The organism is Caulobacter zeae (genome assembly GCF_002858925.1).
Classification (GTDB): domain Bacteria; phylum Pseudomonadota; class Alphaproteobacteria; order Caulobacterales; family Caulobacteraceae; genus Caulobacter; species Caulobacter zeae.
Window position 1 is genome coordinate 82811 of the sequence record NZ_PJRS01000039.1, and the last position, 15960, is coordinate 98770.

At 69.2% G+C, this 15960-nt stretch carries 19 protein-coding genes; 8 read left to right on the plus strand and 11 right to left on the minus strand.

Going from position 1 to position 15960, the window contains the following annotated elements:
• Positions 1 to 20 precede the first annotated feature (20 nt).
• From SGCZBJ_RS18560 to trhO, 3 genes are all read right to left on the minus strand, one after another.
• The gene (locus SGCZBJ_RS18560) at positions 21 to 476 is read right to left on the minus strand and encodes a PA2169 family four-helix-bundle protein (protein WP_101719435.1); all 456 of its coding nucleotides are present in this window, start codon (positions 474 to 476) and stop codon (positions 21 to 23) included.
• A 74-nt stretch (positions 477 to 550) separates the two neighbouring features.
• Positions 551 to 907, minus strand: a complete 357-nt coding sequence (locus SGCZBJ_RS18565) for a hypothetical protein (protein WP_101719436.1) — start codon at positions 905 to 907, stop codon at positions 551 to 553.
• 66 nt (positions 908 to 973) lie between these two features.
• Positions 974 to 1927: an oxygen-dependent tRNA uridine(34) hydroxylase TrhO gene (gene trhO, locus SGCZBJ_RS18570; protein ID WP_101719459.1), complete on the minus strand. Its 954-nt coding sequence runs from the start codon at positions 1925 to 1927 to the stop codon at positions 974 to 976.
• A 77-nt stretch (positions 1928 to 2004) separates the two neighbouring features.
• Between trhO and SGCZBJ_RS25730 the strand changes: the two genes are divergently transcribed.
• Entirely contained in the window at positions 2005 to 2166 is a 162-nt protein-coding gene (locus SGCZBJ_RS25730) for a hypothetical protein (protein ID WP_165799372.1), read from the plus strand.
• Between the two features lie 120 nt (positions 2167 to 2286).
• Here SGCZBJ_RS25730 and SGCZBJ_RS18575 read toward each other — a convergent pair whose 3' ends face one another.
• On the minus strand, positions 2287 to 2715 hold the full coding sequence (locus tag SGCZBJ_RS18575) for a SufE family protein (protein ID WP_101719437.1): 429 nt from the start codon (positions 2713 to 2715) through the stop codon (positions 2287 to 2289).
• 40 nt (positions 2716 to 2755) lie between these two features.
• Positions 2756 to 3607: a sensor histidine kinase gene (locus tag SGCZBJ_RS18580; RefSeq protein ID WP_101719438.1), complete on the minus strand. Its 852-nt coding sequence runs from the start codon at positions 3605 to 3607 to the stop codon at positions 2756 to 2758.
• Between the two features lie 189 nt (positions 3608 to 3796).
• Here SGCZBJ_RS18580 and divJ point away from each other — a divergent pair, with 189 nt between their 5' ends.
• Positions 3797 to 5569: a cell cycle sensor histidine kinase DivJ gene (divJ, locus tag SGCZBJ_RS18585; RefSeq protein WP_165799373.1), complete on the plus strand. Its 1773-nt coding sequence runs from the start codon at positions 3797 to 3799 to the stop codon at positions 5567 to 5569.
• Positions 5570 to 5676: 107 nt separating this feature from the next.
• Positions 5677 to 6111, plus strand: a complete 435-nt coding sequence (locus SGCZBJ_RS25455; RefSeq protein WP_133149291.1) for a hypothetical protein — start codon at positions 5677 to 5679, stop codon at positions 6109 to 6111.
• Between the two features lie 34 nt (positions 6112 to 6145).
• On the opposite strand, the gene SGCZBJ_RS18595 is transcribed toward SGCZBJ_RS25455, so the two are convergent.
• Positions 6146 to 7042, minus strand: a complete 897-nt coding sequence (locus tag SGCZBJ_RS18595; RefSeq protein WP_101719440.1) for an AraC family transcriptional regulator — start codon at positions 7040 to 7042, stop codon at positions 6146 to 6148.
• 141 nt (positions 7043 to 7183) lie between these two features.
• Between SGCZBJ_RS18595 and SGCZBJ_RS18600 the strand changes: the two genes are divergently transcribed.
• Positions 7184 to 8071: an oxidoreductase gene (locus tag SGCZBJ_RS18600; RefSeq protein WP_101719441.1), complete on the plus strand. Its 888-nt coding sequence runs from the start codon at positions 7184 to 7186 to the stop codon at positions 8069 to 8071.
• Positions 8072 to 8264: 193 nt separating this feature from the next.
• Here SGCZBJ_RS18600 and rpmE read toward each other — a convergent pair whose 3' ends face one another.
• Positions 8265 to 8495 (minus strand): 50S ribosomal protein L31, encoded by a 231-nt coding sequence (gene rpmE / locus SGCZBJ_RS18605; protein WP_058349579.1) that lies wholly within the window; start codon positions 8493 to 8495, stop codon positions 8265 to 8267.
• A 114-nt stretch (positions 8496 to 8609) separates the two neighbouring features.
• On the opposite strand from rpmE, the gene SGCZBJ_RS18610 reads away from it, so the two are divergent.
• Together SGCZBJ_RS18610 and SGCZBJ_RS18615 are read left to right on the plus strand one after the other, a co-directional pair.
• Entirely contained in the window at positions 8610 to 10463 is a 1854-nt protein-coding gene (locus SGCZBJ_RS18610; protein ID WP_165799374.1) for an ABC transporter transmembrane domain-containing protein, read from the plus strand.
• A gap of 73 nt (positions 10464 to 10536) precedes the next feature.
• Entirely contained in the window at positions 10537 to 11073 is a 537-nt protein-coding gene (locus tag SGCZBJ_RS18615) for a hypothetical protein (protein WP_133149292.1), read from the plus strand.
• Here the strand turns inward: SGCZBJ_RS18615 and SGCZBJ_RS18620 are convergent.
• The 3 genes from SGCZBJ_RS18620 to SGCZBJ_RS18630 form a co-directional block, all read right to left on the minus strand.
• The gene (locus SGCZBJ_RS18620; RefSeq protein ID WP_101719444.1) at positions 11070 to 11396 is read right to left on the minus strand and encodes a hypothetical protein; all 327 of its coding nucleotides are present in this window, start codon (positions 11394 to 11396) and stop codon (positions 11070 to 11072) included. The genes SGCZBJ_RS18615 and SGCZBJ_RS18620 overlap by 4 nt on opposite strands.
• 105 nt (positions 11397 to 11501) lie before the next feature.
• Entirely contained in the window at positions 11502 to 12584 is a 1083-nt protein-coding gene (locus tag SGCZBJ_RS18625) for a glycerophosphodiester phosphodiesterase (RefSeq protein ID WP_101719445.1), read from the minus strand.
• Between the two features lie 233 nt (positions 12585 to 12817).
• Entirely contained in the window at positions 12818 to 13615 is a 798-nt protein-coding gene (locus SGCZBJ_RS18630; RefSeq protein ID WP_165799375.1) for an inositol monophosphatase family protein, read from the minus strand.
• 261 nt (positions 13616 to 13876) lie between these two features.
• Between SGCZBJ_RS18630 and SGCZBJ_RS18635 the strand changes: the two genes are divergently transcribed.
• A complete protein-coding gene (locus SGCZBJ_RS18635; RefSeq protein WP_101719447.1) occupies positions 13877 to 14164 on the plus strand; it encodes a hypothetical protein in 288 nt (95 codons plus the stop codon).
• Between the two features lie 127 nt (positions 14165 to 14291).
• Positions 14292 to 15149, plus strand: coding sequence for a sigma-70 family RNA polymerase sigma factor (locus SGCZBJ_RS18640; protein WP_101719448.1), 858 nt, complete (start codon positions 14292 to 14294; stop codon positions 15147 to 15149).
• 109 nt (positions 15150 to 15258) lie between these two features.
• On the opposite strand, the gene SGCZBJ_RS18645 is transcribed toward SGCZBJ_RS18640, so the two are convergent.
• Entirely contained in the window at positions 15259 to 15672 is a 414-nt protein-coding gene (locus SGCZBJ_RS18645; RefSeq protein ID WP_101719449.1) for a hypothetical protein, read from the minus strand.
• Positions 15673 to 15960 lie beyond the last annotated feature (288 nt).

The window sequence follows — 15960 nt, forward strand, 5'->3', positions numbered from 1 at the left end:
CCCGCCTGTCCTGAAGCGACCTACGACGCCTGTTGGGCGTGCTTGATGTCGCGCATCTGGTCGTGGCCGGCCTTGACCTTGGCGTAGGCCCCTTCGATGGCGCGGCGGGTCTCCGGCTGGATATCCACGTCGCCCAGGGCCTTTTCGTACTTGGCCTTGATGTGGTCCTCGCCGTCCTCGACGGTCTTGACCACCGCCTCGTCGCCCTTGGTCAGGGCGTCGCGGACATTGAGGAACACCCGGTGGGCGGCGGCCAGGATGCTGCCGTCGTCGTCCGGCGTGCCGCCCAGGCGGCGGACCTCGGCCTGCAGGTCCGAGACGATGACGCGACGCTCCTGGGCGCGGGCCTGGAACAGGCTCTTGAAGCGGCTGCTCTCGGCGTCCTTGGCGGCTTCCTCGTAGCCGTCGGCGCTGTCGATGGTGATCTCGACCAGGCCGTTGACGAGCTTGATATGGTCTTCGTTCGTATGGGCCATGCTTGGGCTCCCTGAGCTTCGAATGGAGAGACCGCAGCAACGCGGCCTCTCCGGAAAAGGTTCGAAGCGGAGCCTTACGGTTTCTTCGATTGCAGGAAGGTCCAGGCCGTGCCGGCCGCGGTGATCGCCGCGCCGCGTGTGCGCTTGTTGATCAGCAGGCCGGCCAGCACCGCCCCGCCCAGCACGGCGACGGCCAGCGGTACGGTGCGGCCGCCGATGTGGACTTCGCGGCCGGCGATGGTCAGCGGCTTCTTCGCCGGCGAACCGACGGCGTAGTCGGCGATCGGAGCCTGCGGATCGGCGGGCTTGGACTGATGGTCCAGGAAGTTCGAAACCTTGTCCGACAGCGTGTCGATCAGGCTCTGGCGGGCGCGGGCCGGGCCGGCGCCGTTGGTCTGGCCGGGATTGAGCGTGGGGTCGTAGGCGACCATGGCGTCTGTCTCCATGTCCTTGTGAAGGGGTCGCGGAGATAACGCCGTGCGGGCAAGGGCGATCCGTCAGGCCTCGCGTGGAGGTTTCGGCGACAGGCTTGCGCCCACATGGTCGATACCCAGTTCCAGGGCGCGCGCGGCCTGGCGCTGGCGCTCGGCGTAGCGGGCCTTTTGGTCGTCGCTGCGACTGTCGTGGCAGCGCGGGCAGGCCACGCCCTCGACATACAGCGGCGAGGCCCGGTCGGCTTCCGACACCGGCATCCGGCAGCCCCGGCACAGGGCGTGCGTGCCCTGCGACAGGCCATGGCCGACGGCCACCCGCTCGTCGAACACGAAGCACTCACCGCGCCACAGGCTCTCATCCTGCGGCACGCTCTCCAGGTAGTTCAGGATCCCGCCCTTGAGGTGGAACACCTCCTCGACGCCGCGCGCCTTCAACAGAGCCGTCGACTTCTCGCAGCGGATGCCGCCGGTGCAGAACATCGCCACCTTCGGGGCCGGCGCGGCCGGGTCCCAGGTCTGGCGGAAGGCGTCGAACCAGGCGGGGAAGTCGGCGAAGCTGGGGGTCTTGGGATCGATCGCCCCCTCGAACGTGCCGCAATCGACCTCGTAGCCGTTGCGGGTGTCGATGACGATGACGTCGTCCTGCGCGATCAGGGCGTTCCAGTCGGCCGGGTCGACGTGGACGCCGTGATTGTGGGCCGGATCCAGATCGGGCTCGCCCAGCGTGACGATCTCGGCCTTCACCTTGACCTTCAGCCGGTGGAACGGCGCATGGTCGGCGTCGGCGAACTTCAATTCCAGCGCCTCGCAGCCCGGCAGAGTGCGGATATGGGCGATGACCGCGTCGATCGCCTGCGGCGTCCCGGCGATGGTGCCGTTGATCCCCTCTCGCGCCAGCAGCAGCGTGCCCTTGACCTTCAACCCGCAGCACAGCTTGGCCAGATCGGCCTGGATCGCCTCCGGGTCGTCGAAGGTCGCGAAGCGGTAGAGGGCGGCGATGCGCCAGGTCGAGGTCATGGGCGGGCCATAGAAGATCGTACGGGTCTGCTCAAGCACGGCCGGAACCAAGCGCGCACAACGCGGGTTACCGGGCCATGAGCATCCTGATCACCGTCATCATCGCCCTCGTGCTGCTTGGCCTGGCCCTCTACGCCGTCCAGCGCTCGCCGATCCCCTCGCCCGTGAACTGGCTGATCCAGCTTCTGCTGATCGTCGTGGCCATCGTGTTCATCGGCAATCGGGCCGGGTTCTTCTAGGGCGCAAGGAGACGACCTCGTCCTTCGACAAGCTCAGGATGAGGTCGAATTCATGCGTCGTGGCCTGACATGAACCCTCACCCTGAGCCTGTCGAAGGGAGAGGGTTCACGCGCTGAGCCTCACGCCGCCAGCGCCGCCGCGTCGCGCTGGATGCGGGCGACCATCGACTTGAGGCCGTTGGAGCGCTGCGACGACAGCGCTTCCGACAGCCCCAGGCGCGCCATGGCCGCCGAAGCGTCGAAAGCGGCGATGTCCCCGGCCTGGGCGCCCGAATAGAGCCGCAGCACCACGGCGATCAGCCCGCTGACGATGTGGGCGTCGCTGTCGCCGCGGAAGCGCACGGTTCCGTCGCCCTGCGGCTCGGTGACCAGCCACACCTGGCTGGCGCAGCCGCGCACCTTGTTCTCTTCGGAGTGCTCCTCGGCCGTCAGCGGCTCGAGGTCCTTGCCCAGCTCGATTACGTAGCGATAGCGCTCTTCCCAGTCGCCGAGCATTTCGAACTCGTCGGCCAGTTCGTCGAGGGCGGCGTCGATGGGGCTGGTGCTCATGGCGCGGCATCTAGGCGGGCCGCGCCCCTGATGCAAGCCGTCAGGCGCCGGGCAGGCTCACGATCGCGGTCAGCCCCTGCCCCGGCGCCGACTTCAGGCGCAGCGAACCGTTCATCGCCCGGGTCAGCAGGTCGACGATCGGCAGGCCAAGACCCACCCCCTCGCCCGTCCGCGTAAGAGACGCTCCGCCGCCCTGCTCGAAGGGCCGCAGCAGCCGCGGCAGGTCGGCGGCGTCGACGCCCTCGCCCTGGTCGCGGATCGAGATCTCGACCACGCCCCCGGCCACGCGCTCGGCCTCGATGGTCACCACCCCGTCCCGCGGCGAATGGGCGACGGCGTTCTGCATCAGGTTGGAAAGGATGGTGCGCAGGCCCCGGCGGTCGGACAGCACGCCCGGCATGCCCACCAGGTCCGGCGCGCTGAGGACCACGCCCCGCGCCTCGCACTCGGCCCGCAGCTGGGCCATCACGTCCTCGACCGCCTCGTCCAGCGGCTCGGCGGCGACGTCCAGGTCGGTGACGTGGCCTTCCAGGCGCGCGATCTCGACGATCTGGTTGACGAGTTTCAGCAGCTTCAGGCCGCTCTCGTGCACCAGCTTGGCGTACTCCTTGTATTGCGGCGAGCCGAGCGGGCCGTAGAGCTCGCTGGCCAGAATCTCCGAGAAACCGATGACGGCGTTCAGGGGCGTGCGCAGCTCGTGGCTGACCATGCGCAGGAAGGAACGCTTTTGATCGTCGAGGGCGGCCTTGCGGCGCGCGCGGGCGGCGGCGCGGCGAAACGTCGCGGTGGGGCCTTCGGCGCCCCGCTGCGCACCGCGCGAATCAGCCCCAGCCACGCTTTCGGCGGGCTCTTCGGCTGTAAACGAAGCGTCCGCGGACGCCGTCTGAGACATATGAAACTCCCGGACCTTCTGTCCGCAAAGGCATTCTGTGCCACCCTGAACCAACCCGCTTACGAAACCGTTTCCGTCCACAAGAAGCTGGACTCGGCCGGTCGCCCCACAATTGTGCGCGCTTGGGGGATCGGCCGAAGCGGGGTTAGGATTCACCAATAACGAACCTTTTGAGGCGGACCCGTCCCCTTGGACATCGACCCGGTGCAGCCGCGGCAGGATGAAGCCGCCTTTCGCCCCGCGCTCGGCGCGGGCGAGACGGCGCGCGCCTGGCGTCTGGGCTGGCTGGCCGCGGCCCTGCTGGCCGGCGGGGCGGTGGCCTTCACTCCGGGCTCGACGGGTTGGCCGATCTGGACGGCCCTGCTGGCCGGCGCCCTGCCCGCCATCGCCGCCCTGCTGCTGGGCGACAGCGAGGACGAACGCACCCAATCGATGCTGCTGGTCGGCTGGGCCGCCGGCGGCGCGATCGCCGCGGCCCTGACCGGCGGCGTCTCGGGCGCCATGAGCGCCTGGTGCCTGGCGCCCGTGGCCGCCGCCTCGACCCTGGCCGCCCCGCGCCGCCTGGCCGAGGGCGCGGCCCTGGCCCTCATCGGCGGCGCCATGGCCGCCCTGACCCAGCTGTCGGGCCTGGCCCCGCCGCCGCCCACGGGTCCCACCGCCTTCATCCTCGGCTTCCTGGCCGTCGCCACCACCGGCCTTGGCCTCGCCGCCGGCCTGATGCTGACCCACCGCCGGGCCGGCGAGCGCGACGTGCGCAACCTGTCGGAGCTGACGGCCCTGTCCACCCTGCTGGACGGCCTGCCGTTCCTGGCCTTCGTCGTCACCCTGCAAGGGCGTGTGCGCACCGTGCGCGGCGTCGCCCCAGAAGGCGCGGCGCTGGACAGGATCATGATCGACGGCCTGTCGCACGCCGCCGTCGCCGGCGAGCGCGCCCGCGTCGACTTCGCCCTGGGCCAGGCCCTGCGCGAGCACCAGGCGACCCTGACCTTCCCGGCCGCCGAGGCCCCGGAGAAGACCCTGTCGCTGACCCTGCGCCGGGTCGGCCCCGGCATGCTGGTCGGCGTGCTGCGCGACGTCACCGCCGAGACCCGCCACGTGCAGCAGCTGGACCAGGCCCGCGCCGACGCCGAGCAGCTGGCCGCCGGCCGCGCCCGCTTCCTGGCCAATATGAGCCACGAGCTGCGCACGCCGCTGAACGCCATCATGGGCTTCTCCGACATCATGCGCGCCCGCATGTTCGGCCCCCTGACCGACCGCTACGGCGAATATGCCGAACTGATCCACGAAAGCGGCCGCCACCTGCTGGACCTGATCAACGACGTGCTCGACATGTCGAAGATCGAGGCCGAGCGCTTCGAGCTGTCGCGCGGAGAGTTCGACGCCCGCGAGGCCGTCAACGCCGCCATGCGCCTGCTGCGCGTGCAGGCCGACAGCGTGGGCGTGCAGCTGCGCGGCGTGCTGCCGCCGGGCGAGCTGGACGTCGACGCCGACCGCCGCGCCCTCAAGCAGATCGTGCTGAACCTGGTGTCCAACGCCCTGAAGTTCACCCCCCGCGGCGGTCAGGTGACGGTCACGGCCGACGGCCACGACGGCATGCTGGAGATCGTGGTGGCCGACACCGGCGTCGGCATCAGCCCCGAGGACCTCGAACGCCTGGGCCGCCCCTACGAGCAGGCCGGCGGCGTCGACCAGCGCGCCAGGGGCACCGGCCTTGGCTTGTCGCTGGTTCGCGCCTTCGCCCAGCTGCATGGCGGCGAGATGCATGTCGAAAGCCGCCTGGGCGCGGGCACCAGCGTCTCGGTGCGCATGCCCATCCTGCTGGCAGCCCCCAAGCCCCCTGAGAAGCCCGAAAGCCCCACGGCCACCGCCGACGCCATGGAGCCGCTGTTCGCGCCGGCCCCGGAAGCCTCCGAAGAGCCCTTCCTGGGCGAAAACGTCATCCGCTTCGCCCCGCCGCGCTGAGGCGCGGCCTGAGGGGCAGTGCGCTCTATCGCCACAACAGCTAGACGTGGCCAAGCTCCAGCATGGGGGATAAAGTTCCCCTACATGACACCTTCTGGAGCGATGGTATGATGCGTCGTTATCCAATAGCGGCCCTAACGCTAGCGCTCGCTGTGAGTTGTCATGCAAACGCAATTGCAGAGGAAAAGCTGCCAGTAGCTTTTTCCGCGACGGCTAATGATTCTGTTGGACGGCAACTTGCCTTTCACTTTCGCGATCAAATTGGGCGCTCGGGCAGCTTCACTCTGAGCAACGACGCGATTCTGAAGGTCTCTATCGTTACGATGGATCCCGACGATGGCGGCAACCAAACGATCTACAATTACACATTCCTCATCAAAGGCGATGAGAGAACTCTCGATAGCTATTTGAGCGGAGGCGTAGGCGTCTGCGGAAAACAGCGTGTGCAAAGCTGCGCCATCAACCTGATGACGTCTTTGGGCGAGCAGGTAGAGTTGATCCGCCAGGCTATATCGGGAGCTCAGAAGTCGGACTTCAGATAGAAAAACCTTATTAGTCCGACCAATTGCATGCCCCCTACACCGCCACACTCAGAGACGGATCGGCCCGCAGTCGCACCATGTCGCGGCCCGGCGGGCGGCCGTAGAGGCGCGCGTACTCCCGGCTGAACTGCGAGGGGCTGTCGTAGCCCACGGCGAAGCCCACGCCCGCCACGTCGCGGCCCTGCACCATCAGCAGGTTGCGCGCCTCCTGCAGGCGGATCTGCTTCTGGTATTGCAACGGGCTCATGGCGGTCACCGCCTTGAAGTGCCGGTGCAGCGAGGTCTCGCTCATGCCCGCCACCCGCGCCAGTTCCTCGATGCGCATCGGCTCGGCATAGTGCGCGCGCAGCCAGCGGATGGCCCGGCGCACCTGGTCCGGCCGGCCGCCCGACGAGGCGATCTGGCGCATCATGCCGCCCCGCTCGCCGTTCAGCAGGCGCCACATCAGCTCGCGCCGGACCATCGGCCCCAGCACCGCCGCCTCGCGCGGACGGTCCAGCAGGCGCACCAGCCGCATCACCGTCTCGATCAGCTCATCGTCCATCCGGCTGATCGCCAGGGCCCGGGTCGGCGTGATCTCGGGCACGACCTCCCCGGCCTCGACCAGCAGGTCGGCGATCATGGCGGGGTCCAGCGGGATCCCCACAGCCAGGTAGGGCGCGGCGATCACTCGCCCGCTGACCGGCAGATCGGCCGACACCACCAGATATTCGCCGGCGCGATAGGGATAGCTCTCGGCCCCCAGGGTCGTGGTCTTGGACCCGTCGAGGATCAGGCACAGCATCGGCTCATAGACCAGCTGCTGGGCCTCGGTGACGGTCGTGCTGGCGATCAGGTGCAGGCCCGGCGGGACCAGCGGACCGACGCCGTCCGTCGAGGCCGTTCCCAGATGGCTGCGCACCAGGGCGACGAGTTCGGGCAACTTGCTCATGGCGACATTCAACCGCTGAAGGCCTTCCCGAGCAATGACGATCATCCCTATGGCAGGATCGTGCAAGAGGCTGGCGGCATCCGTCTACGGCCTCCACCCGGTCTCGGCTCATCCTGCAAGCTCCTCAGAAGGAGCTTCCCCATGACTTCCACCGCCCCCCGCACCTGGTTCGTCACCGGCGCCTCGCGCGGTCTCGGCGCCGACATCGTCCACGCCGTCCTGGCCGCCGGCGACCGCGTCGTGGCCACCGCCCGCAACCGCCAGGGCTTGGTCGAGACCCTCGGCCCCGACGCCGACAACCTGCTGTCCCTGGCCCTCGACGTGACCCGCCCCGACCAGGTGCAAGCCGCCGTCGACGCGGCCCTGGCGCGCTTTGGCCGTATCGACGTGCTGGTCAACAACGCCGGCTACGGCCACCTGTCGGTGTTCGAGGAGTCGACCGCGGCCGACGCCCAGGCACAGTACGACACCAACGTCTTTGGCCTGATGCACGTCACCCGCGCCGTGCTTCCGGCCATGCGCGCCCAGCGCTCGGGCCGGATCTTCAACGTCTCGTCGGTGGGCGGCATCGTCGGCGGCGAGAGCGGCACGCTGTACTGCGCCTCGAAGTTCGCTGTGGAGGGCTTCTCCGAATCCCTGGCCGGCGAGGTCCGCCGCTTCGGGATCCACGTCACGGTGGTCGAGCCCGGCTTCTTCCGCACCGACTTCCTGGAGCCGACCTCGGTGCGCCACGCCTCGCACGCCATCGACGACTACGCCCAGGTCGCCGCCGACCTGAAGGCCTTCTACGACGCCCGCAGCCGCAACCAGGCCGGCGATCCCCTGCGCCTGGGCCAGGCCCTGGTGACCCTGGCCAACGCCGAACGGCCGCCCGTCCGCTGGTGCGCCGGCACGGACGCCCTGGCCATGGTGCAGGCCAAGATCGACAGCCTGCAAGGCGAGCTGGACGCCTGGCGCGACCTGTCGGCCTCGACCGATGGCGAGTTCGACTTCAAGCCGGAAGCCGAAACTACCACCGCCTGGCGCTGAGCCTGGAACCGAAAACCTCGTCCTTCGACAAGCTCAGGATGAGGTTTTCTACCGCACGGCCTCTACCGGTCCTCACCCTGAGCCTGTCGAAGGGCGAGGACCACATCACCAAACCAGAGCCCAGATACAGAAAAAGCCGGCCCGCGAACGCGGAGCCGGCTTTTCGTCGCCCTTACGGCGAGACTTGGAGGCTTTAGGCCTTCTTCGCGGTGAAACCAGCGAACTTGGCGTTGAAGCGCGAGACGCGGCCGCCACGGTCCATCAGCTGGGCGTTGCCGCCCGTCCACGCCGGGTGGGTGCGCGGGTCGATGTCGAGCGCCAGGTTCGCGCCTTCCTTGCCGTAGGTCGAGCGGGTTTGGTAGCTCGAGCCGTCGGTGAGGGTGACGGTGATGAAGTGGTAGTCGGGGTGAATGTTCTGTTTCATCGGACGGTCCAACCGACTAGAGCGCGGCGTGAAATGTGGGTGAGCACCACCAGCGGGGTGGCCCTCGAAGACGCGCGGCTATAAAGAACCCGCGCGATTTTGGCAAGGACCCAGTTGATGACCGACGTTAACGGCGGCGAGATTTCGGCCGATGGCCGCCCCGGCGCCGGCGCCGAACTGGCCCAGAGCCTGAGCGAGGCGGCCGCCCGCCGCCCGCGCCGCAAGGACATCCGGCCCCTCGCCCACCTCCTGCCGTTCGTTCGCCGCCACATCGGCGACGCCCTGGCGGCGGGGTTCTTCCTGCTGTTCTCGACCAGCGCCACCCTGGGCCTGACCGCCGCCTTCAAGGAGGTGATCGACAAGGGATTCGCCAAGGGCTCGCACGGTTCGGTCAACAGCGCCTTCCTGCTGCTGGGCGGCGTCGCCCTGGTGCTGGCCGTGGCCACGGCCGCGCGCTTCTTCTTCGTCACGCGCCTGGGCGAGCGGGTCGTGGCCGACCTGCGCCGCGCGCTCTATGGCCACGTGCTGTCGCTGGACCCGGCCTACTTCCTCAAGACTCGCACCGGCGAAGTGCTGTCGCGCATGACCACCGACGTCACCCTGATCGACCAGCTGGTCGGCGCCTCGGCCTCGATCGCCATCCGCAACACCCTCAGCCTGGTCGGGGGCCTGGGCTACATGGCCGTGGTCAGCCCCAAGCTGGCGGGCTTCATCGTGCTGATGGTGCCGGTTGTGCTGGTGCCGATGTTCCTGATGGGCCGCAACGTCCGCAAACTCTCCGCGACGGCGCAGGACCGCTTCGCCGACGCCGTAGGCTATGCCGGCGAGAGCCTGGACGCGCTCGACACCGTCCAGGCCTTCGTGCGCGAGCGCGAGGCCGACCGCCGGTTCGGCTCGGCCGTCGAGACCGCCTTCGACGCCTCGGTGCGCCGCATCCGCGCGCGGGCCATGATGACCTCGGTGGTCATCACCCTGGCCTTCGGCGGCGTGACCCTCCTGCTGTGGTTCGGCGCCCAGCTCGTCCTGAAGGGCGAGATGACGCCAGGCACTCTGGCCCAGTTCGCCCTCTTGGCGATCATGGCCGCCGGCTCGGTCGGCGCCCTTGGCGAGGTGTGGGGCGATGTCCAGAAAGCCTCCGGGGCCATGGACCGCATCGCCGAGCTGTTGAACGCCAAGCCCGGCATCGCCCCGCCGCAGGCGCCCAAGGCCCTGCCCTCGCCCGTGCGCGGCGAGATCGCCTTCAGCGACGTGGCCTTCGCCTATCCGGGCCGCCCGGACCTGCCGGCCCTCAACGGCTTTACCCTGACCGTGAAGCCGGGCGAGACGGTCGCCCTTGTCGGCCCCTCGGGCGCGGGCAAGAGCACCGTGCTGCGCCTCTTGCTGCGCTTCTACGACCCGCAGGGCGGCGCGATCCGCCTGGACGGCGTCGACCTGCGCGAGGCGACGCCCGCCGAGGTGCGCGGGACCATGGCCCTGGTCGCCCAGGACTCGCCGTTGTTCTCGGGCTCGGCCATGGACAACATCCGCTTCGGCCGCGCCGACGCCACCGAGGACGAGGCCCGCGCCGCCGCCGACGCGGCCCAGGCCACCGGCTTCATCTCCGCCCTGCCCCAGGGCTTCGACACGCCCGTCGGCGAGCGCGCCAAGACCCTGTCGGGCGGCCAGCGCCAGCGCCTGGCCATCGCCCGCGCCCTGGTGCGCCAGGCCCCCATCCTGCTGCTCGACGAGGCCACCAGCGCGCTGGACGCCGAGAACGAGCGACTGGTGCAGCAGGCCCTGGACGCGGCCATGAGCGGCCGCACCACCCTGGTCATCGCCCACCGCCTGGCCACCGTGCTGCAGGCCGACCGCATCGTGGTCATGGAGGAAGGCCGCGTGGTCGAGGAAGGCAAGCACGCCGACCTGGTGGCCAAGGGCGGCCTGTATGCGCGCTTGGCCCGCCTGCAGTTCGGCGTCGAGGCGGCCTGATCACGCCTGCCTCGGTTGACGAAGCGCGCGCGGGCGGCGAATGCTCGCGCCCTTCGTCCTGGGGGTGCGTATCGTGATCGACAAGTTGGCCGTCCTGAACCCGTTCGCGAAGCTGCCGGACGAGGAGACCGCCGCGCGCGCGGCCCGCGCCGGGGCGGTCGGGGCCTGGCTGACCGCCGTCGGCAGCGTCATCGGCGCGGCCATGATCTTCTTCCGGTTCGACACCTACCTGGCCAAGATGCGCGAGGCGGCCCTGGCCGACAGCGCCGGCCGGGACCCGGCCGTCACCCAGGCGGTGCTGGCGACCATGGGACCGACCATGGCCTGGGCCACCATCGGCTTCACCATCGCCATCGGGCTCGTCTATGTCTGGCTGGGCGTCGTCCAGTGGCGGCGGCTGACGCGGATGATCCCACTGATGATGCTGCTGTTCGCGGCCTATGGCCTGCTGACCACGGCCCTGGGTCTGGCTGGCGGCAAGGCCGTCATGGGCCTCGTGGTGCCGCTCCAGATCGCCTTCAGTCTGCTGCTGAGCACGGTCGCCCTGCTGTGCTTCATCGCCGGTACGCGCGGCGGCTTCCGCCTGCAGGCCCTGCGCAAGGCCGGCTAGCCGGCCGCCTTCTCGGCCTCGATCGCCTTCTTGATCAGGGCCACATGGGCCACCTGGTCGCGCAGGGCCTGGAAGGCCGGGCTGGACGGGCCGTCAGGCTGCTTTTCCGCCCAGTCGACCAGGACCAGCAGCGCCTCGCTGATGCGGCCGATCTGGCGGCCGTAGCTGCCCACCTCGTCCAGCACCCGCGCCTCGACCTCGGGACTGCGAGACTGGCCCAGATTGACGGTGAACAGCGAGAAATCGCCAAAGCTCCACGACCACGGATTGATGGTCTGGGTCAGTTGGCGCGGAGCCAGGGAAAGCTGGAACGGTTGGGTCATGCGGGCCTCCCGGTCTGGAGAGGCCAGCATGCGCCGCTTGCAACGCCCGCGTGTGACGTTCCGGCGGACGGCGTTGAGGAAACGCCCGTCTCGCCCAAACCATGATCAGCCGCGCGCGGCGACCGCCAGACCCGGGAAGTCGCTGAACACCCCGTCGACCCCGGCGGCGTACAGCGCCTTCAGCACCGCCGTGACATCCCCGCGCTGGGCCAGGTAGTCGGCGGCGCTGGCATTACCCCGCCGCAGGCTGGTCGGCAGGAAGTAGTTCTCGGCCCGCACCGTCCAGGGATGCACCAGGAGACCCGCGGCATGGGCGTCCTTCACCAGCAAGGTCGTCGGCAGCAGGGTCTGCTTGTCCTGCGGGACGATCATCGTCTTCTCAGGGCCCAGGCCGTCGGCATAGGCCGCCACGCCCTTCAGGCCCTCCGGCGTGACCAGGTCAGCGTACTTGACGCCCGGCAGGTCGGCCGGACCGCCCTCGCCCGCCACCAGCAAAACGAGGCGCGCGGGCGTCTTCAGGCGCAGGGTCTTCAGCGGTCCGACCTCGAAGCACTGCACGAACACCGGCGCGGTCTTGGAGTTGAGGTCGTTGCGCTTCAGCGCCTCGATCATCCGCCCCTCGATGGGCAGGCCGATCGAAGCGAAATAGGCCGGGTGCTTCATCTCCGGATAGACGCCGATCGTGCGGCCCACGCGCTTGCTCTCGGCGCGGGCGAAGGCGACCACCTCGTCGAAGGTGAGCACGCCGGTCTGGCCGTCGAAGGCGGCGCTGGCTGGACGCAACTGCGGCAGCCGCTCGCGGGCCCGCAGGCTCTTGATCTCGGCCAGGGTGAAGTCCTCGGTGAACCAGCCCGTCAGGCTTTCGCCGTCGATGGCCTTGGTCGCCTTGCGAGCGGCGAACTCGGGCCGGGCGGCCACGTCGGTCGTGCCGCCGATCTCGTTCTCGTGGCGCACCACCAGGTGGCCGTCCTTGGTGACGACGAGGTCGGGCTCGATGAAGTCGCAGCCCTGGTCCACGGCCAGGCCATAGGCCAGCAGCGTGTGCTCGGGACGCTCACCCGACGCCCCGCGATGGGCGATGACGATCGGCTTGCGCACCCCGGCGCGGACCATGGTCGGGATCATGCTGGCGCCCATGGTGCCGGCAAGGGCGGCGGTCGTCATGGCGCGGCGGGTCAGTAGGGTCATGGGCGCTGATTAGCGCGCGGGTGTGACGGTTTGGCGAGGGGCCGATGGCGGTTTGGCGCCGCCATCTTGCCTTCTTGGACCTTGTGCTCAGGATCCATGTTCCCGCCGCTCAGACCCAGGCAGGACGGCCCTCGCCAAGCGGGCGAGGGAGGCGGAGAAGAAAAGCTCACCCGCAAATGAAAAAGGGCCCCGGAAATTCCGGAGCCCCTTCCAAGCCAGTCTGGCGACGCGCCTCAGCCGGCCGCTTGCAGGGCCTTCAGAACCTGCGGGTGCAGCTCGGGGTTCGAGGCCAGGATCGAGGCGCCCTGCACCGGGTCGCCGTGCTCTTCGATGGTGGTGACCTTGCCGCCCGACTCCTGAACCATCAGCACGCCGGCGGCGACGTCCCAGGGCTTCAGGTTGCGTTCCCAATAGGCGTCGAAGCGGCCCGCGGCCACCCAGGCCAGGTCGAGCGAGGCGGCGCCGAAGCGACGAACGCCGGCGACCTTCTGGCTGACCTGGTGCAGTTCCTTCAGGAACTGGCCGTGGCCGGGCTTGCCGACGAACGGCACGCCGGTGGCCAGAACCGACTCGTCCAGGTGCTTGCGGGCGGCGACGCGCAGGCGCTTCTCGGCGCCTAGGAACGCGCCACGGCCCTTCTCGACCCAGAACAGGTCGTGGGTGATCGGGTTGTAGGTGACGCCGGCGACGACCTCGCCCTCACGCTGGAGGGCGATGTTGACCGCGAAGTGCGGGATGGCGTGCATGAAGTTGGTGGTGCCGTCCAGCGGGTCGACGATCCAGGTGTGGGTCTTGTCGGTGCCCTCGACCATGCCGCGTTCCTCGCCGAGGAAGCTGTAGCCCGGACGCGCCTTGCTGAGGATCTCGAACAGGGTCTGCTCGGCCTTGAGGTCGGCGTTGGTCACGAAGTCGCCCGCGCCCTTCTTGGAAACCTGCAGCTCGGTGACTTCGCCGAAGTCACGGGCCAGACCCCGGGCGGCCTTGCGCGCGGCGTCGATCATCACGTTGAGAAGGGCGGAAGGCGTGGGCACGGGCGGATATCCTATGGAATTCCCTGCACCGGCGCGCAGACGCGCGGCGGCGGGAGACGGACGATGGCAGTGGGAAAGAGCGGGCGCGGAACCTAGACGCGACGCCGCCGGAAGGCAAGGCGGGGCAGATTGTCGCGGTTTCGACCTCCCCCTTGAAAAAGGGGACCGATCGGTCAATTTTAAGGGCGGCGGTTGATCCAGCGCAAAGCGAGGGGTCGCGCCACGCGCAAACTCCCCATAGCGCAAACAAGGAACGACCCTATGACCAAGCTCCCCCTGATCACCGCCGCCGCCTTCGCCCTGCTGGCCGCGGCTCAACCGGTCGCCGCCGAAACCCTGCTGAGCGGCGCCTCGCAACGCGTCTCGGTGACCGGCAAGCCCTCGGCCGTCGTCAGCGACGAGTTGACCCGCGCCGCCCGCCAGGTGTGCGTCAAGGCGCTGAAGAGCAGCCGCCACCCCAACTACGCCTCGTGCGTGACCGAGACCCTGGGCCAGGCGCGCGCCGACTACGCCGCCCTGCGCTCTGCCGCCGCCAACGCGGCCGAATAGGGCCTCCCCCGCCACGCCGCTGGGCCCCTCCTCCCGGCGGCGTGGAATTGTCGGGAAAAAACTTCGCGGCCGTGTCACGTCTGGCGCCCTGGCCTCGTCCTGTCGGCGAGCACCTGGGGATACGCCGATGACTACCGCCGACATGATCTTCGAAAGCCGCCGCCACGCTATGACCGGCCTGGCCTATCGCATGCTCGGCTCGCGGGCCGAGGCCGAGGACGTGGTGCAGGACGCCTGGCTGCGCTGGCGCGAGGTCGACGAGGCCAGCGTCGACAACCCGAGCGCCTTTCTCAACCGCGTGGTCTCGCGCCTGTGCCTGGACCGGCTGAAGTCGGCTCGCGCCCGCCGCGAGCTCTATGTGGGCGAATGGCTGCCCGAGCCGGTGGTCGATGTCGACGAGACCTTCGGCCTGGGCGAGAACCTGACCGTGGCCTTCCTGCTGGCGCTGGAGCGCCTGACCCCGCTGGAACGCGCCGCCTTCCTGCTGCACGACGTGTTCGACACGCCCTTTTCCGAGATCGCCGCCACCCTGGACCGATCCGAGGCCGCCGTGCGCCAGCTGGCCGCCCGGGCCCGCGACCACGTCAAGGCCGGCAAGCCGCGCTACAAGCCCAGCGCCGACGAGGAGCGCCGCCTGACGCAGGCCTTCATCGCCGCGGCGATGAGCGGCGACGCCGCGACGCTGCGAGGCCTCCTGGCGCAAGACGTGGTCATGCACGCCGACGGCGGCGGCAAGGCCTCGGCGACGATGAACCCGGTGTTCGGCCTCGAGAACGCCGTGCGCCTGCTGGAAGGCATCGCCCGCAAGTGGCCCCACCCCGGCGACACGAGCGTGCGCCTGGCGCGCATCAACGGCCAGCCCGGCGTGGTGCTGTCGCACGCAGGCGTGGTGTTCCAGACCTGGGGCCTGGATATCGTCGAGGGCCGCATCGCCGCCGTCTACACCATGCGCAACCCCGACAAGCTGGCGCGGGTCGCACCTTAGAAGACCCCTCGGGCGCTTCGCGACAGCTCCCCAGAGGGGGAGCATCTGAGGCGCCAAGATCCCCCTCTGGACGAGCTGGCCCGAAGGACCGGAGGGGGTCTCGCCACGCTTAGGGCAACGGAACCTTCACCAGGCTGTCCTTGGTCTCGCAGGCCAGCTTGCCGGCCTTGCCCGCCGCGCCGGAGATGTCGTCGACCTTGGCTTCCTGCCGCCAGTTCTTGGGCAGGCCCTTGTCGCCGGCGAAGTCCATGCCGAGGTCCATCCACTTGTCGGCGGCGCAGTCGAGGGCGAACAGCATGATCGGGCCCTTGCCGGCCGGCCAGGCCTTGTACGGCCCGCCGCCCTTGCCTTCGGCGATGCGCAGCACCACCAGGCCGGACTTCTCGTCCACCCTCAGGAAATCGGCGTCATAGAAGGTCTTGGCCTCGCCGGGGGCCGGTTTCCAGGTCTCGGCGGCCGTCGGAACGGCGGCCATGACCAACATAGGTACGCTGAGCAAACACGCTACGAGCCGCTTCTGCATGGCGGTCCCTCCCCGTTATGGTTCGCGGGAAGGACGCTATGCCTGTCGCACAATCACGGCAAGAGAACGCCGTTATGCGCGCTCGGCGGCGTGTTGGGCGTGGATCAATATGTACCTGACGGCCGCTCCCAACTCCGTAATTCCCCGCGAAGGTGTTGTGTCCCGAGAGCTTGGCGAGATGGTTTGGGTGTAGCCTCCGGTTTGGCCTGGCTGGAGGAACAGCGATGCTCGTGAAGCTGCATGGCAATGCGACGACGACGCCGAAGGTGCGTGCCTACATCCAGGCGA

Bases quoted from the DNA above. Each gene is read 5' to 3' on its own strand.
- rpmE (WP_058349579.1), bottom strand. From the start codon at position 8,495: ATGAAACAGAACATTCACCCCGACTACCACTTCATCACCGTCACCCTC.
- SGCZBJ_RS18575 (WP_101719437.1), bottom strand. From the start codon at position 2,715: ATGAGCACCAGCCCCATCGACGCCGCCCTCGACGAACTGGCCGACGAG.
- SGCZBJ_RS18635 (WP_101719447.1), top strand. From the start codon at position 13,877: ATGACCAAGCTCCCCCTGATCACCGCCGCCGCCTTCGCCCTGCTGGCC.
- trhO (WP_101719459.1), bottom strand. From the start codon at position 1,927: ATGACCTCGACCTGGCGCATCGCCGCCCTCTACCGCTTCGCGACCTTC.
- SGCZBJ_RS18595 (WP_101719440.1), bottom strand. From the start codon at position 7,042: ATGAGCAAGTTGCCCGAACTCGTCGCCCTGGTGCGCAGCCATCTGGGA.
- SGCZBJ_RS18645 (WP_101719449.1), bottom strand. From the start codon at position 15,672: ATGCAGAAGCGGCTCGTAGCGTGTTTGCTCAGCGTACCTATGTTGGTC.
- SGCZBJ_RS18565 (WP_101719436.1), bottom strand. From the start codon at position 907: ATGGTCGCCTACGACCCCACGCTCAATCCCGGCCAGACCAACGGCGCC.
- SGCZBJ_RS18600 (WP_101719441.1), top strand. From the start codon at position 7,184: ATGACTTCCACCGCCCCCCGCACCTGGTTCGTCACCGGCGCCTCGCGC.
- SGCZBJ_RS18580 (WP_101719438.1), bottom strand. From the start codon at position 3,607: ATGTCTCAGACGGCGTCCGCGGACGCTTCGTTTACAGCCGAAGAGCCC.
- SGCZBJ_RS18560 (WP_101719435.1), bottom strand. From the start codon at position 476: ATGGCCCATACGAACGAAGACCATATCAAGCTCGTCAACGGCCTGGTC.
- SGCZBJ_RS18640 (WP_101719448.1), top strand. From the start codon at position 14,292: ATGACTACCGCCGACATGATCTTCGAAAGCCGCCGCCACGCTATGACC.
- SGCZBJ_RS18625 (WP_101719445.1), bottom strand. From the start codon at position 12,584: ATGACCCTACTGACCCGCCGCGCCATGACGACCGCCGCCCTTGCCGGC.
- SGCZBJ_RS25455 (WP_133149291.1), top strand. From the start codon at position 5,677: ATGATGCGTCGTTATCCAATAGCGGCCCTAACGCTAGCGCTCGCTGTG.
- SGCZBJ_RS25730 (WP_165799372.1), top strand. From the start codon at position 2,005: ATGAGCATCCTGATCACCGTCATCATCGCCCTCGTGCTGCTTGGCCTG.
- SGCZBJ_RS18620 (WP_101719444.1), bottom strand. From the start codon at position 11,396: ATGACCCAACCGTTCCAGCTTTCCCTGGCTCCGCGCCAACTGACCCAG.